This is a genomic window from Kitasatospora sp. NPDC059577, from assembly GCF_042735475.1.
GTDB lineage: Bacteria > Actinomycetota > Actinomycetes > Streptomycetales > Streptomycetaceae > Kitasatospora.
On the sequence record NZ_JBHWBZ010000058.1, the window covers coordinates 19,171 to 33,739 of the forward strand.

Annotated in this window: 11 protein-coding genes; 5 read left to right on the forward strand and 6 right to left on the reverse strand. The window is 73.1% G+C overall.

The features are described from left to right. The first annotated feature begins 503 nt into the window (after positions 1-503). Positions 504-1,268, forward strand: coding sequence for a methyltransferase domain-containing protein (locus tag ACFV0O_RS32790; RefSeq protein WP_380347404.1), 765 nt, complete (start codon positions 504-506; stop codon positions 1,266-1,268). Between the two features lie 62 nt (positions 1,269-1,330). After that, positions 1,331-3,169: an ATP-binding SpoIIE family protein phosphatase gene (locus ACFV0O_RS32795; RefSeq protein WP_360260915.1), complete on the forward strand. Its 1,839-nt coding sequence runs from the start codon at positions 1,331-1,333 to the stop codon at positions 3,167-3,169. 81 nt (positions 3,170-3,250) lie between these two features. Here the strand turns inward: ACFV0O_RS32795 and ACFV0O_RS32800 are convergent, their stop codons facing one another. Then, positions 3,251-5,434 (reverse strand): MMPL family transporter, encoded by a 2,184-nt coding sequence (locus ACFV0O_RS32800; RefSeq protein ID WP_380347405.1) that lies wholly within the window; start codon positions 5,432-5,434, stop codon positions 3,251-3,253. Positions 5,435-5,571: 137 nt separating this feature from the next. Between ACFV0O_RS32800 and ACFV0O_RS32805 the strand changes: the two genes are divergently transcribed. Beyond that, positions 5,572-6,207, forward strand: coding sequence for a TetR/AcrR family transcriptional regulator (locus ACFV0O_RS32805; RefSeq protein WP_380347406.1), 636 nt, complete (start codon positions 5,572-5,574; stop codon positions 6,205-6,207). On the opposite strand, the gene ACFV0O_RS32810 is transcribed toward ACFV0O_RS32805, so the two are convergent. Continuing rightward, complete coding sequence (locus tag ACFV0O_RS32810) at positions 6,204-7,178, reverse strand: LysR substrate-binding domain-containing protein (RefSeq protein ID WP_380347407.1); 975 nt, start codon at positions 7,176-7,178, stop codon at positions 6,204-6,206. The genes ACFV0O_RS32805 and ACFV0O_RS32810 overlap by 4 nt on opposite strands. 192 nt (positions 7,179-7,370) lie before the next feature. On the opposite strand from ACFV0O_RS32810, the gene ACFV0O_RS32815 reads away from it, so the two are divergent. After that, the gene (locus ACFV0O_RS32815; protein WP_350515070.1) at positions 7,371-7,922 is read left to right on the forward strand and encodes a peroxiredoxin; all 552 of its coding nucleotides are present in this window, start codon (positions 7,371-7,373) and stop codon (positions 7,920-7,922) included. A gap of 3 nt (positions 7,923-7,925) precedes the next feature. Continuing rightward, entirely contained in the window at positions 7,926-8,468 is a 543-nt protein-coding gene (locus ACFV0O_RS32820; RefSeq protein WP_360260906.1) for an alkyl hydroperoxide reductase, read from the forward strand. A 98-nt stretch (positions 8,469-8,566) separates the two neighbouring features. On the opposite strand, the gene ACFV0O_RS32825 is transcribed toward ACFV0O_RS32820, so the two are convergent. From ACFV0O_RS32825 to ACFV0O_RS32840, 4 genes are all read right to left on the reverse strand, one after another. After that, positions 8,567-10,120, reverse strand: a complete 1,554-nt coding sequence (locus tag ACFV0O_RS32825) for an AI-2E family transporter (protein WP_380347408.1) — start codon at positions 10,118-10,120, stop codon at positions 8,567-8,569. Between the two features lie 525 nt (positions 10,121-10,645). Continuing rightward, a complete protein-coding gene (locus ACFV0O_RS32830; protein WP_380347409.1) occupies positions 10,646-11,404 on the reverse strand; it encodes a transglycosylase SLT domain-containing protein in 759 nt (252 codons plus the stop codon). Positions 11,405-11,836: 432 nt separating this feature from the next. Then, positions 11,837-13,171 (reverse strand): PhoH family protein, encoded by a 1,335-nt coding sequence (locus ACFV0O_RS32835; RefSeq protein WP_360260899.1) that lies wholly within the window; start codon positions 13,169-13,171, stop codon positions 11,837-11,839. Between the two features lie 250 nt (positions 13,172-13,421). Next, the gene (locus ACFV0O_RS32840; protein WP_360260896.1) at positions 13,422-14,216 is read right to left on the reverse strand and encodes an isoprenyl transferase; all 795 of its coding nucleotides are present in this window, start codon (positions 14,214-14,216) and stop codon (positions 13,422-13,424) included. Positions 14,217-14,569 lie beyond the last annotated feature (353 nt).

Consider the following 14,569-nt stretch of genomic DNA (forward strand, 5'->3'; position numbering starts at 1 on the left):
CCTTCACGCCCCCCGCGCCGTGAGGCCCCCTTCCCCCGGCTGAGCACCGCCCCGGTGCCGGGGGTGGGCGCTCCCGCCCCCCCCGGGGGGGGGGAGCGCCCTCAACGCTTCCCCGGCGCTGGACTCCACTGTGCACCCCGCCGATTGACGTTCGATAAACGCCCGATAGTCGGTCTGCGGATCGGTGAAACCGCAGGTCAGCGCCTCTGCCCGGCGCGTCGTGCGGCGTGCGGGGCCTGGCGCACCACCCCGGCCCGCACCGTCGTGCTCCCGCAAGCCCGGCCACATCGACCCAAGTACGACGAGTTGGCCGGAAAGGGACCCCACGACGCTGTGATCACGCATATTCTCAGATGCCAGTACGCACACGAGTGGCTGCCGGGAACGCGTCGGGTGCGGTCCGTCCGTGTGCTGCGGGGAGCGTGACACGCCGCCACCGGCAGCGGCCCGCGAGGTCGCCGAGGAGCCGGCCGGAGGCCACGGGTGGAAGGGTGCCTCTCAACGTGACGACCGGACAGATATCCGACGCGTTCGGCGTCGGCGAGGACGCGGGGGACGACGAGCCCGAGGTACGGCGGCGCCGGGCGGCCCGGGCCCTGCAGGCGGTCGCCTTCGACACCATCGGCGCGGGGTACGGCGAGGCCTTCCCCGCCAAGGACGGACAGCTGGCCTGCGGCCGGCGGCTGCTCGCCGGACTCGAACCGGGGGCCCGGGTGCTGGACGTGGGCTGCGGCACGGGTGAGCCGACCGTCCGCCAGCTGACCGGCGCCGGGTTGCGGGTCACCGGTGTGGACCTCTCGGACGTGATGCTCACCCTGGCCCGGCGGGCGGCCTTCCCCGGCCCGTTCCCGCCGGTGTTCCATCGGATCGACCTGTACGATCTGGCCACCGAGCGCGCGGACCGGGTCTGGAGCGCCCCCGGGCTCGGCCCGGACGGCCGCGGCGGTTTCGCCGCCGTCACCGCGTTCTTCTCGCTGATCCTGCTGCCGCAGGACGAGATCCCGACCGTCCTCCGGCGGCTGCGCGAACTCCTGCGGCCGGGCGGACTGCTGGCGCTCGGTATGGTCGAGGCGGACCTGGATCACGTTCCGCTTCCGTTCCTTGGCAGAGAGCTGCGGATCAGTGGGTATCTGAGGGAGGATCTGGAGCGGGTTCTGGTCGCGGCCGGCTTCGCCGTCGAGGAGTGTTCGGGGCATCCGTACGCGCCGGCCAGTACCTCGCTGCCGCCGGAGGAACAGCTGTTCCTGTGCTGTCGACGCGTCGGCTGACCGCCCGACCGACCGATCGACCGGAAAACCAACCGACCACACCGAATCCAGGACAGGCAGCCGTGCGCGACCAGCTCAAGACCGAGGCGGAGCAGCCGCCCGCCGTCCCGGGCCAGCGCCGCCAGGTCCCGGCCCGGGCGCAGGGCCCGGCGAAGCCGCCGTCCGCGCGGCCGGAGCGCGCCGACGTGGCGGACCGCCTCGCCTACCTCGACTCGGCGACCCGGCGGATCAACAGCGCCCTCGACCTGGGCGCGACGCTGCGCAACATCGGCCGGGTGCTGGTCACGACGCTGGCCGACGCCGCCGTGGTCCACCTGCGCGACCCGCTGCCCAACGTGGAGCGCGAGCCCGGTTTCCCGGAGGAGCTGCGGATCCACCACAGCACGGGCACCCGGATCGGCCGTCGCGGCCGCCCGAGCGGCTTCGACGACCGGCGCCGCTACGGCGCCCGCTCGACCGCCGACAGCGGCCCGGCCACCCCGGTGACCCGCGGCGGGGCGCTCGCGCACGCCCTGCTGAGCCGCCGTCCCGCCGAAGCGGCCGTTCTCGGCACGCCCGGCTCCGAACGCACCGAGGTGCTGCTGCGCGAGCTGTACGGCAGCCGCGGGGTGGCCCGGCTGGCCCCGGGCACCTCCGTGGTGGCCCTTCCGCTGCGCGGCCGCAAGGCCGTCCTCGGGCTGCTGGTGCTGATCCGCCGTCCTCCTGAACGCACCGGCCGCCCGGCCTTCGACGCCGCGGACACCGCGACCGCCGCGCACCTCGCCACCCAGGCCGGGCTGGCCGTGGACACCGCCCTGCGGTACGCCCGCGAGTGGGAGATCGCCAACGAGCTCCAGCGCAGCATGCTGCCGTTGCGCCTGCCGCAGCCGCACGGCGTCCGGCTCGCCCAGCGCTACCTGCCCGGCGAGCGTGGCGCGCAGGTCGGCGGCGACTGGTACGACGCCGTCCCGCTGCCCGGCAACCGGGTCGCCCTGATCGTCGGCGACGTGATGGGCCACTCGCTGACCTCGGCCGCCATCATGGGCCAACTGCGCACCAGCGCCCAGACCTTGGCCGCTCTCGACCTGCCGCCGCACGAGGTGCTCTACCACCTGGACGAGCAGGCCCAGCGGCTCGGCCGCGAACAGCACCTGGCCACCTGCGTGTACGCGGTCTACGACCCGATCGCCAACCGGGTGGTCCTGGCCAACGCCGGACACGTCCCGCCGGTGCTGGTCCGCCCGGACGGGACGGCCGAACTGGTGGAGCTGGACTCCGGAGCCCCGATCGGGGTCGGCGGGGTGGACTTCAACTCGGTCGAACTGCCCGCGCCGCCCGGGTCCGCGCTACTGCTGTTCACCGACGGCCTGGTGGAGACCCGCAGCCGCCCGATCAGCGACGGCCTGGAGGTGCTGCGCGCCCGGATCGCCGCCGCCCGCTGGCAGTCACCCGAGCAGCTGTGCATGGAGGCGCTGCGGATCCTGCCGCCCGGGGACCGCGGCGACGACATCGCCCTGCTCGGCGCCTGCTTCGACGGCATTCCGGCCGGGGACGTCGCGCACTGGTACCTGCAGCCCCGCAACGAGACGCCGGGCCGGGCCCGCCGGCTGGCCGCGCACACCCTGCGCCGCTGGGGGCTGGACGAGCTCAGCGAGGCGACCGAGCTGATGGTCAGCGAGCTGGTCACCAACGCCGTCCAGCACGCGACGCGGCCGGTCACCCTGAGCCTGGTGCGCACCACCCGGCTGCGCTGCGAGGTGGGCGACGACAGTCCGTTGCTGCCGCGCCCGCGCCGGACCGGCCCGGAGGACGAACGCGGGCGCGGGCTGCAGATCGTGGCCCGGTGCGCGGACCGCTGGGGCGCGACCCGGCTGGGCACCGGCAAGGTGGTCTGGTTCGAGCAGCGGCTGCCGCAGCCGTAGCCGGCCCGTCGGCCGCGCGCCCGCCGGAACCGGGTCGGGGTGCCCGGCGGAACGGGTTCCACCGGGCGCCCCGACCGGGTGTCAGACCCCGGCCGGCTCCTTCACCGGCTGCTCCGTCAGCCGCGCGATCAGCTGCTCGCCCTCCATGTCCACCTTCGGCACGACCTTCTCCAGCCGCTTCGGGAACCACCAGGCGGCCTTGCCGAACAGCGCCATCGCGGCCGGCACCAGCGCCATCCGCACCACGAAGGCGTCCACCAGGACGCCCACCGCGAGGGCGAAGCCGATCGGCTGGACGATCGGGTCGTGGCCGAAGACGAAGGCGCCGAACACCGAGACCATGATCAGCGCGGCCGCCGTCACCACCCGGGCACCGCCCTTGACCCCGCCCACGACAGCCTCGCGCGGCGCCTTGCCGTGGACGTGCTGCTCCTTCATCCCGGAGACCAGGAACAGCTCGTAGTCCATCGCCAGTCCGAAGAGCACGCCGATCAGCAGGATCGGCACGAAGCTGACCACCGGGCCGACCTTCGGAACGTCGATCAGGCCGTCCAGCCAGCCCCACTGGTAGACGGCGACCACCGCGCCCAGCGAGGCCCCGATGCTGAGCAGGAAGCCCAGCACCGCCTTGAGCGGGACGAGCACCGAGCGGAAGGCCAGCGCGAGCAGCAGCAGCGCGATGCCGACGATCACCGCGACGAACGGCGGCAGGGCCTGGCCCAGCTTGGTGGAGACGTCGATGTTGGCGGCGGTGGTGCCGGTGACCGCGATGTCCGCGCCGGTCGCCGACTTCAACTCCCCGCGCCGGTCGCGGATCTCGTCGACCAGTGCCCTGGTGTCCTCGTGGTCCGGGCCGGTCCGCGGGATGACGGGGACCAGGGCGGTCCGGCCGTCCTGGTCGACCTGCGGCGGCAGCAGCGTCCGGACGCCCTTGAGGGTCTGCAGCTCGGCGGCCACCCCCTGCACCGCCTGGTCGGGCCGCGGCGCGCCGTGGGCGTCCACGACCACCACCAGCGGCGCGTTGAAGCCCGGCCCGAAGCTGTCGCTGACCAGGTCGTAGGCCTTGCGCGCGTCCGTCCCGACGGCCTGCGAGCCGCCGCCCGGCAGCCCGAGGTCCAGGCTCGCCGCGGGCACCGCCATGACGCCGAGCCCGGCCAGTCCGACGAGCAGCACCGGCAGCGGGCGGCGGACCACGAAGCGGGCCCAGCGCTCACCGGTGGTGGTCCTGCCGCCGGTGCGCAGCGCCCGCTTCCAGACCGGCAGCCGGTCGACGACGCACCCGACGAAGCCCAGCACCGCGGGCAGCAGCGTGATCGCGACCAGGACCGCCACCACGACCGCCCCGGACGCGGCCAGGCCCATCACGGTGAGGAACGGAACGCCCGCGACGGCCAGCCCGGCGAGCGCGACAACCACGGTCAGTCCGGCGAAGACGACGGCGCTGCCGGCAGTAGCGGTGGCACGGGCGGCCGCCTCCTCCGGCTCCAAGCCCTCGTCCAGGTGCCGGCGGTGGCGGAACAGGATGAACAGCGCGTAGTCGATGCCGACCGCGAGGCCGACCATCAGGGCCAGCACCGGCGCGGTGGTGATGATCTGGAACGAGCCGGTGAGCGCCAGCAGTCCGGCCATCGCCACGCCGACGCCGACCAGCGCGGTCAGCAGCGGCAGCCCGGCCGCGACCAGCGTGCCCAGGGTGATCACCAGCACCGTCCCGGCGACCACCAGGCCGATCGACTCGGAGCCGCCCTCGATCTGGGCGAACGTGTTGTAGGCGTCGCCGCCGAAGGCCACGTCCAGTCCGGCCGCGCGGGCCGGTTCGGCGGCCGCCTTGACCGCGTCGCGCTGCCGGTCGGTGACGTCGGCGAGCTTGCGGTCGAAGGAGACCAGGGCGATCGCGACCCGCTGGTCCGGTGAGACGGCGCCGGTGGCGTACGGGTCGGGCACCGCGGCCACGCCCGGGACCTGGGCGATCCGGGCGACGGCCCGGCCGACCGCCTCGGCCGCCCCGGGCGCGGTGGCGCCGCCGGCTGCCGGGGCGGCGAAGACGACCTGGGCGGAGGCGTGGCCCTGTGCCGGGAAGGTGTCCTTGATCCGGTCCAGCGTGCTCTGCGCCTCGGTGCCGGGCACCTTGAACTCGTCGCTGGTCTTGCCCGCGAAGGCGCCCGCGGCCCCGCCGATCGCGATCAGCACGGCGATCCAGACGGCCAGGACGGCGCGCCGTCGCCGGAAGCAGAAGCGGCCCAGTCGGTACAGGTACGTGGCCATGGGCGGTCCCTCGGGGTCGGTCAGGGCAGGTCGCTCCCACCGTACGCGCAAGTTTGTCAGGTGACCAAGTCGAGCGACAGGTGCAATCGACAGGATCGCCTGACGCAGTTGCCCGACCGTGGCGATACCCTGACTGGATGGCTCACGTCCCCGCCTCCGAACGCCGCCCGCAACTGATCCAGGCCGCCATCGACCTGATGGCCCGGGAGGGGATCGCCGCCGGCAGCACCCGCGCGATCGCGGCCGAGCTGGGCGTGGCGCAGGCGACGGTGCACTACACCTTCGGCACCAAGAAGGACCTCTACCGGGCGGTGGTCGAGCAGCTGACCGCCGAGTTCATCGGCCACGTCCGCGACGCCTACCCCGGCGAGGGCTCCTTCGCCGAGCAGGTCAGGACCCTGGTCCACGCGCTCTGGGAGAGTTCCACCGGCCCGGACGGGCGCTGCGTGCTGCTCACCGAGTTCTCGGCACTGGCCATGCGCGACCCGGACCTGCAGGAGATCATGCGGGCCCTCCAGCAGGAGACCGAGGGCACCGCGACCGAGATGATCACCGCCCTCGCCGACGCGCACGGGCTGCGACTGGCCGCACCCGCCGAGGAGATCGCGGTCCACTTCCTGACCGGCTTCCACGGCCTGACCGACCGCTACCTGTCGCTGCGCGCCCCCGGCGAGCAGCCCGGCCCGGACACCCTGCGGGCCCTGGACGTGCTGGTGGCGACCGCGGTCGGACTCTGCCTGGGCACGCCCGCCACCCCCGGGAACGCGCCCTAGGACGAAGCCGCCGGCTCCGGGGAGCCGACGATCCGGACCGGCAGCTCGACCAGCACCTCACGCAGCGCGGCCGCGAAGCGCTCGTACTCGGCGCCGCGGGCCGAGCCCGGGCGGACGGCCAGCCCGATCCGGCGACCGGGCTGCGGGGCGGCGAAGCGGACGGCGGCCAGCCGGTCGGTGCGCCCGGCCTCGACGTCCAGTGCGGTGGCGGGCAGCAGGGTCACCCCGAGACCGCCGGCGACCAGCTGGACCAGGGTGGAGAGGCCGGCCGCGCGAGTGGTCGAGCCGGTCGGGTCGGCGCCGACCTCGCGGCAGATGTCCAGCGCCTGGTCGCGCAGGCAGTGCCCTTCTTCCAGCAGCAGCACGTCCAGGTCGAGCAGTACGTCGCGCGGGACGTCGATCCGCCCGGCGAGCGGGTGGCCGGGTGGGGTGATCAGGACGAAGTCCTCGTCGAACAGCGGGATGTCCAGGGTCGGCGAGGTCCCGCCGGCCGGGAGCGCGAGCAGCAACACGTCCAGGCGTCCGGCGGCCAGGCCCTCCAGCAGCGAGGGGGTGCGCTCCTCGTGGACGTGCAGCTCCGACTCGGGGAAGCGGTCCCGGACCAGCCGCAGCACGGTGGGCAGCAGGTAGGGCGCGACGGTCGGGATGACGCCCAGGTGCAGCGGCCCGGTGAACGGGCGGCGGGCGGCCTCGACCTCCTCGGTGAGGGCCTGCAGCGAGGCGAGCACCTTGCGCGCGTGCCGGTGCACGCGCTCCCCCAGGGGAGTGACGATCACCCTGCGCGTCGTACGCTCTACCAGCTGCGCCCCCAGCGACTCCTCCAGCGCGGCGACGGCCCCGGAGAGCGCCGGCTGGCTGGTCCCGGTGGCGGCGGCGGCCTCCCGGAAGTGCCGGTGCTCGGCCACCGCGACGAAGGCCCGCAGCTGGGCGACGGTCGGGGTGCGGGGACTGCGGACGGTGGCGCTCGTCACAGTCGGGTCGGTCTTGGCCGCGGCGGACCGGCGGGATCCTGGCCGCGACGTGGGAGGTTCGATACTGATAGCAATCTCCGATCAGACACATCCAGTGTAGCTATTTCCCCGATCAGTCCACGATGTGGAATCGTGATGCGTGTCCGGATTCCGGACAAAAGCTCCCCACACCTCATTTCAGGAGAAGCGAACGTGCTCACGATCGGTGACAAGTTCCCCGAGTTCGACCTCAAGGCCTGTGTCGACCTGGACGCCGCGAGCGCCTTCGCTGACATCGACCACAAGACCTACGAGGGCAAGTGGAAGATCGTCTTCTTCTGGCCGATGGACTTCACCTTCGTCTGCCCGACCGAGATCGCCGCGTTCGGCAAGCTGAACGACGAGTTCGCCGACCGCGACGCCCAGATCCTCGGCGTCTCCGGTGACTCCGAGTTCGTGCACCACGCCTGGCGCAAGGACCACAAGGACCTGCGCGACCTGCCCTTCCCGATGCTGGCCGACATCAAGCACGACCTGATGCGCGCCTGCGGCGTCGAGGGCGAGGACGGCACCGCCCAGCGCGCCGTCTTCATCGTCGACCCGAACAACGAGATCCAGTTCGTCATGGTGACCGCCGGCTCCGTCGGCCGTAACCCCAAGGAGGTCCTGCGGGTGCTGGACGCCCTGCAGACCGACGAGCTGTGCCCGTGCAACTGGACCAAGGGCGAGGACACCCTCGACGCCCAGGCCCTGCTGGCGGGCTGACCCATGGCCCTCGACGACCTGAAGGCCGCCCTCCCGGACTACGCCAAGGACCTCAAGCTCAACCTGGGCTCGGTCATCGGCAACTCCGACCTCCCGGCCCAGCAGCTCTGGGGCACCGTGCTGTCCTGCGCGATGGCCACCCGTAGCCCCGGCCTGCTGCGCGAGCTGGAGCCCGAGGCCAAGGCCAACCTCTCCCCCGAGGCGTACACCGCCGCCAAGGGCGCGGCCGCGATCATGGGGATGAACAACGTCTACTACCGGACGCTGCACCTGCTCTCCGACAAGGAGTACAGCACGATGCGGGCCGGTCTGCGGATGAACATCATCGGCACCCCGGGCGTCGAGAAGGTCGACTTCGAGCTCTGGTGCTTCGCCGTCTCGGCCATCAACGGCTGCGGCCAGTGCCTCGACTCGCACGAGGCCGTCCTGCGCAAGGCCGGCGTCGACCGCGAGGTCGTCCAGGCCTCGATGAAGATCGCCGCCGTCCTGCAGGCCGTGGCGGGTGTCCTCGACTCCGAGGCCGCCCTCGCCGCCGTCACCGCCTGACGCACCCGGCACCACGAGAGGGCCCCTCCCGGACACCACGTCCGGGAGGGGCCCGCCGCCGTTTCCGGCCCCGGCACGCCGGGGAGCCGTCGCTCCGCTCAGTCCGTGGCGGGACGCGCGGGACGGGCCGGCTGGACCGGCGGAACGGCCTGGGCCGGCTCCGCGGGCGGGTTCGGATGGGTGGCGGCGGTGCGTTCGGCCGCTTCGCGGGCGGCTTCGAGCGCGGTGAACACGGCCTGGCCGGCCTCGTTGCGGCGGCGCAGGTGGGTGATCACGGTGTTGGTGACGGCGATCAGCGGGACGGCGACGACCGCACCGCCGATGCCGCCGATGATGCCGCCGGCCGCGACGCCGAGGACCACGCCCAGCGGGTGCACCCGGACGGCCCGGCCCAGGATCAGCGGCTGCAGGATGTGGCTCTCGATCTGCATCACCGCGATCAGCAGGATCAGCACCATCAGTGCCGCCCATACCCCGCCCTGGGTGACCAGGGCCATCAGCACCGCGACGGTGCCGGTGACGAGCGCGCCGACCAGCGGGACGAAGGCGCCCAGGAAGATGATCACCGCCAGCGGCATGGCCAGCGGCACGCCCAGCAGGTCGATGCCGATCCCGATGCAGACCGCGTCGATGAAGGCCACGCACACGGTGCCGCGCACGTAGGCGGTGAGCGTCGCCCAGGCCTTCGGGCCCGCGCCGGCCATCGCGAAGCGGGAGTGCCGGGGCAGCCCGCGCAACGCCCAGTTCCAGATCTTCTCGCCGTCGTAGAGCAGGAAGAAGGTGGTGAAGAAGGTCATCAGCACCGCGGTCAGCACCTCGACGGCGATCTGCGCGCCGGTGATCGAGGCCGAGGTGAGCTGGTCGGTGTTGGTGGTGATCGCCTTGGTGATCTGGTCGGCGAAGTCGGTGATCTGCTGCTGGGTCAGGTGCAGCGGCCCGGTGACCAGCCAGTCCTTCAGCTGGTTGACACCGTCCTTGACCTGGGTGGTGACGCTCGGCAGGTTGGTGCTCACCTGCCAGACCACGAACCAGCCGACCAGCCCGATCCCGGCCAGGCCGCTCAGGAACACCCCGCCCGCCGCCAGGGAGCGCGGTGCCCCCCGTCGGCGCAGCCAGGACACCGAGGGTTCCAGCAGCGCGGCGATCAGCAGCGAGGCCAGCACCGAGAAGGCGACCAGCCGCAACATGTCGACCACGTAGAAGACGACGTAGAGCGCGGCGCCGAGCAGCAGCAGCCGCCAGGTGGACTCGGCGGCCACCCGCAGCCCCCACGGCACCGCCTCGGCGGGGGTGGCGGGCCGGCCGGGGTGGTACTCGCGGCCGAGCCCCGCGTGCGCGGCGGGTGCGGCCGGGGCCGCGGCGGGTGCCGCACCCGCCGGTGCCTCCGGCGCCGGCGCGGGGTCGGTCCGGGGCACGGGCACCGGGCCCGCCCCCTCCGTGACGGCCGGTCCGCGGCCGTCGGCGAGGACCTGCGCTTCGACGAGGGCGCGCCCCTCCGCGAGCGGGTGCCCCTCCGTGAGCCCGGGGACGGCGAGTTCGTGCGGGTCGGCCGCCATCGCGGCGCGTCGGCGCCGTTCGATCACGGCGGCCGCGCTCGCCACCACGGCCATGCCCTTGGCCACGGCCTTGAAGGCCTTTCCGCCCCGCGCCATGCTCGCTACCACCGCTCCCCGGCCCGCCCGCCGTGCCCGGCGGTACGCCGCGGGTCCTGCCGCGGCCGTCAGGGATGACGCTACCCGGCGCGGGCACGGCAAGTCCGGCCACCGGTGGGTTCGAGGGGAACACCCCACCCCGGAAATGCGGGCAAATCGCCATGTTCCAGGTGGTTTCGGATGCACTTCGCTGGGGAGGAGTCGGGACGAGACCCCGGAGGCAGCGCCTCCGGGAGCGCCGTGAGCCAACCGCCGGCGGACCGGCCGGTGCGGGAAGCAACCAGGACCCCTTCCCGCGCCCCGCGTCCGCACCCAGGACCGCACCGCCCGAGAGCGCACTGGTCAGCGCAGCCCGGGCGGCGCGGTTCGCCCTTTCTCCCGCCGACCCGGGGCGACTCGGGCCCGCCGACTCCGGGCGACTCCGGGCGGCCCGGCCCCGGAACGGCGACGGCCCCCGGTCACCCGCCCGGGAAGGGCGGGCGGCCGGGGGCCGTACGGAGCGCGCCGCCGGGGCGGCAGCCGTTCCTAGTACCAGCTGTGGGCCTGCCAGAACGACCAGGCGCCACAGGGGCTGCCGTATCGGCTGTTCATGTAGCTGAGGCCCCACTGGATCTGGGTGGCCGGGTTGGTGCGCCAGTCGGCACCGGCCGAGGCCATCTTGTTGCCGGGCAGCGCCTGCACCAGACCGTACGCGCCGGAGCTCTTGTTGGTGGCGGTGTAGTCCCAGCCGCTCTCGCGCTTCACGATCTGGCTGAAGCACTGGAACTGGGCGTCGTTGCCGACGATCTGCCGGGCAGTGTCCTGGACCGAGCCGGGGCTGACCGAGACCGGGGGCGCGCTGGCGTCGACGGCGGTCATCGCCGAGCGGGCCTTCGACCGGTTGGCGGCCTCGGCGGCGGCCTTGCGCGCGTCGTCGGCGGCCTTGGCCGCCTTGTCCGCGTCGGCCTTGGCCTGGGCGTCGGCCTTCGCCTGGGCGTCCGCGGCCGCCTTCTGGCGCGCGGCCTCCTCAGCGGCCTTCTGCTCGGCGGCGGCCTTGGCGGCGGCGTCGGCGGAGGCCTGCTGGGCGGATGCCTGCTGGCCGATGTTGTCACTGATGGTCTGCGCCTGGACGCCAGAGGGGACTTCGGCAAGCAGGGTCGCACCGGCGACATCGACCGTCTGCGTCGTCTTGCCCTCGCTGCCCGAGGCCATGCCCACGACGGCACCGACAGCGGTGACGGCGGTGGCGGAGGCCACAGCGACTCCCCGGACCGAGATCCGAGTCACATGGATTCCTTCCAGCATCGCCCACGCGTGACCGTGTGGGCGCAAGATGCCCCTTGGCACGGACCTCCGCACGGTGCTCTGGTCACGGGAGGTGCTGGCCCGGCGTCCGGCCGAGGTGAGGCGACCGGGCGTTGGAATCGGGCGGCGTACGGCTCGTCGGTCTTCAATTGTGTGTCCACCGACCGGAGTTGGCGGACCTTCCGGGGCCTGACTTCCGAGTCCGGAAGCCCTGCCGCGCCGTACGCGGGGCCTGACAGAACCCTCACCATGCCGCACCGGGCACGGTCGACGCAATTCCCGCCCGCGTGGCGCATGTCACATTCACCGCACGGGAGTTTCCCGGACGGAAAGCACTCGATGTGATGAAACGGCCGGGGCCCGCTCCGTCAGGAGCGGGCCCCGCAGGTCGAGTTGACCCTATTGTCCCACTATGCCCCGATCAGGGGCGGATCACGGGTGGATGTCCTCCAGCATCTCCGTGACCAGCGCCGCGATCGGCGAACGCTCCGACCGCGTGAGCGTGATGTGGGCGAAGAGCGGATGCCCCTTCAGCTTCTCCACCACCGCCACCACACCGTCGTACCGGCCCACCCTGAGGTTGTCCCGCTGCGCCACGTCGTGGGTGAGCACCACCCGCGAGCCCTGGCCGATCCGGGACAGCACCGTCAGCAGGACGTTCCGCTCCAGCGACTGCGCCTCGTCCACGATCACGAAGGCGTCGTGCAGCGAGCGCCCCCGGATGTGGGTCAGCGGCAGCACCTCCAGCATCCCGCGGGAGATGACCTCCTCGATCACGTCCGGGGTGGTGACGGCGGAGAGGGTGTCGAAGACCGCCTGCGCCCAGGGGCCCATCTTGTCCGCCTCGGAACCCGGCAGGTAGCCGAGTTCCTGGCCGCCGACCGCGTACAGCGGCCGGAAGACCATCACCTTGCGATGCTGCCTCCGCTCCAGCACCGCCTCCAGACCCGCGCACAGCGCCAGCGCCGACTTGCCGGTGCCGGCCCGGCCGCCCATCGAGACGATCCCGATGTCCGGGTCGAGCAGCAGGTCCAGCGCCACCCGCTGCTCGGCGCTGCGCCCGCGCAGCCCGAACGCCTCGCGCTCCCCGCGCACCAGCCGGACCCGGCCGTCACCGGTGACCCGGCCGAGCGCGCGGCCGCGCTCCGAGGTGAGCACCAGTCCGGTGTGGACGGGCAGCTCGTCGGCCCCGTCGAGGTCCACCGACGCGTCGTGGCCCGCCGCGAACAGCGCGTCCACCTGGTCGGCGGGGACGTGCAGTTCGGACATGCCCGTCCAGCCGGACGTGATCGCCAGCTCGGCCCGGTACTCCTCGGCGAGCAGGCCCACCGAACTGGCCTTGATCCGCAGCGGCAGGTCCTTGGAGACGACGGTGACGTCGTAGCCCTCGGCCTGCAGGTTGCGGGCGACCGCCAGGATCCGGGTGTCCGCCTCGCCGCCGCCGGAGCGGTAGCCGGCCGGCAGTATCGACACGTCGGAGTGGTTGAGCTCGACCCGGATGGTGCCGCCGAGTTCGCCGACCGGGATCGGCTCGTCGAGCCGTCCGTGGCGGATGCGGTAGTCGTCGAGCAGCCGCAGCGCCTGGCGGGCGAAGTAGCCCAGCTCCGGGTGGTGCCGTTTGGCCTCCAGCTCGGTGACGACGACCACCGGCAGGACGACCTCGTGCTCCTCGAAGCGGGTCATGGCGAGCGGGTCCGCCAGGAGCACGCTGGTGTCGAGAACGTACGTGCGCCGGTCTGGTGTCCGGCGGCTCTTGGAACTGACCACTAGGCCTCCAGAGCGGATGACCCTGCGTCATCCGCGGCAAGCCGGCCTCGCTGCCCCGGTGGCCTCGGGGCCGGACTGACTGGAGTATTCCCAGGCGGGGGGCGGTGCATTCGCGCCCCGGGAGAACTGACGGATCATTGCCGGTGAACGTTTGGCCTCGCCCCGGGGCCGGGTACTCCAGCCCTACGGCGGTCACTTCACCGCGGACCGGCCGACGGGACCCCGGTCCCACCGGCCCGGGGGGCCGGGACTACAGGCCCAGCCGCCGGTGGCGCTGCTCGAAGGCGCGCAGGGCGCGCAGGAAGTCGACCTTGCGGAAGGCCGGCCAGTACGCCTCGCAGAAGTAGAACTCGCTGTGCGCGCTCTGCCAGAGCAGGAAACCGGACAGCCGCTGCTCGCCCGAGGTGCGGATGATCAGGTCCGGGTCGGGCTGGTTGCGGGTGTAGAGGTGCTCGGAGATGTGCTCGACGGTCAGGACCTCGGCCAGTTCCTCGATCGAGGTGCCGCGTCCGGCCTGCTCCTGGAGCAGCGAGCGGACGGCGTCGGCGATCTCGTGCCGGCCGCCGTAGCCGACCGCGACGTTGACCGTGATGCCGTCGATGTCGGCGGTCTCGTCGGCGGCGCGCTTGAGAACGTCGGCGGTGTGCTGTGGGAGCAGGTCCAGCGCGCCGACCGGGTGGACCCGCCAGCGGCGGGCGGCGGCCAGGCCGGTGACGGCGTCCTCGATGATGCCGAGCAGCGGGACCAGCTCGTCGGCCGGGCGGTCCAGGTTGTCGGTGGAGAGCATCCAGAGGGTGACGACCTTGACGTGGGTCTCGTCGCACCAGCCGAGGAACTCGCTGATCTTGTCGGCGCCGCGCTGGTGTCCGTACGCGGTGGACCCGCCCGCGGCCTTGGCCCAGCGGCGGTTGCCGTCCAGGATCACGCCGATGTGGTGCGGGGTGCGGGCCAGGTGGACCTCGACCCGGCGGCCGTAGAGCCCGTACATCCCGCCCAGCAGGGTGCGCAGCCCCGGCGTCCGTTCGGCGACATCGCGCAGACCCATGTTCCCGGACCCCTCCGTGCTCGTTCAGCTGGTGCGTCACCGCCCCGGCGCAGCCTACTCCGGCGCGCAGGCGCACGGTAAAGCCGCAGGTAGCGGTCTGGTCACGGTCCTGTACGAAGTCTGTCGCGACGGGCGTGCCGGAGGTCGCGCAGGGGTCGTACGGGGCCGGCCCCGGACCGCGGGGCGGGCGTCGGCGGGCCTCGACGGGCCTCGGCGGTGCGGACACGGAACGGTCTCCGAATCCTTAACGGAACCGTAAGCCCTCGGTTCCCTGCTTGACGACCCGCAATGGTCTAGTCCAGCTTTTGATTCCGGACGGAACGACCCTCCACTCCGTCTCCCCCAGGCTCATC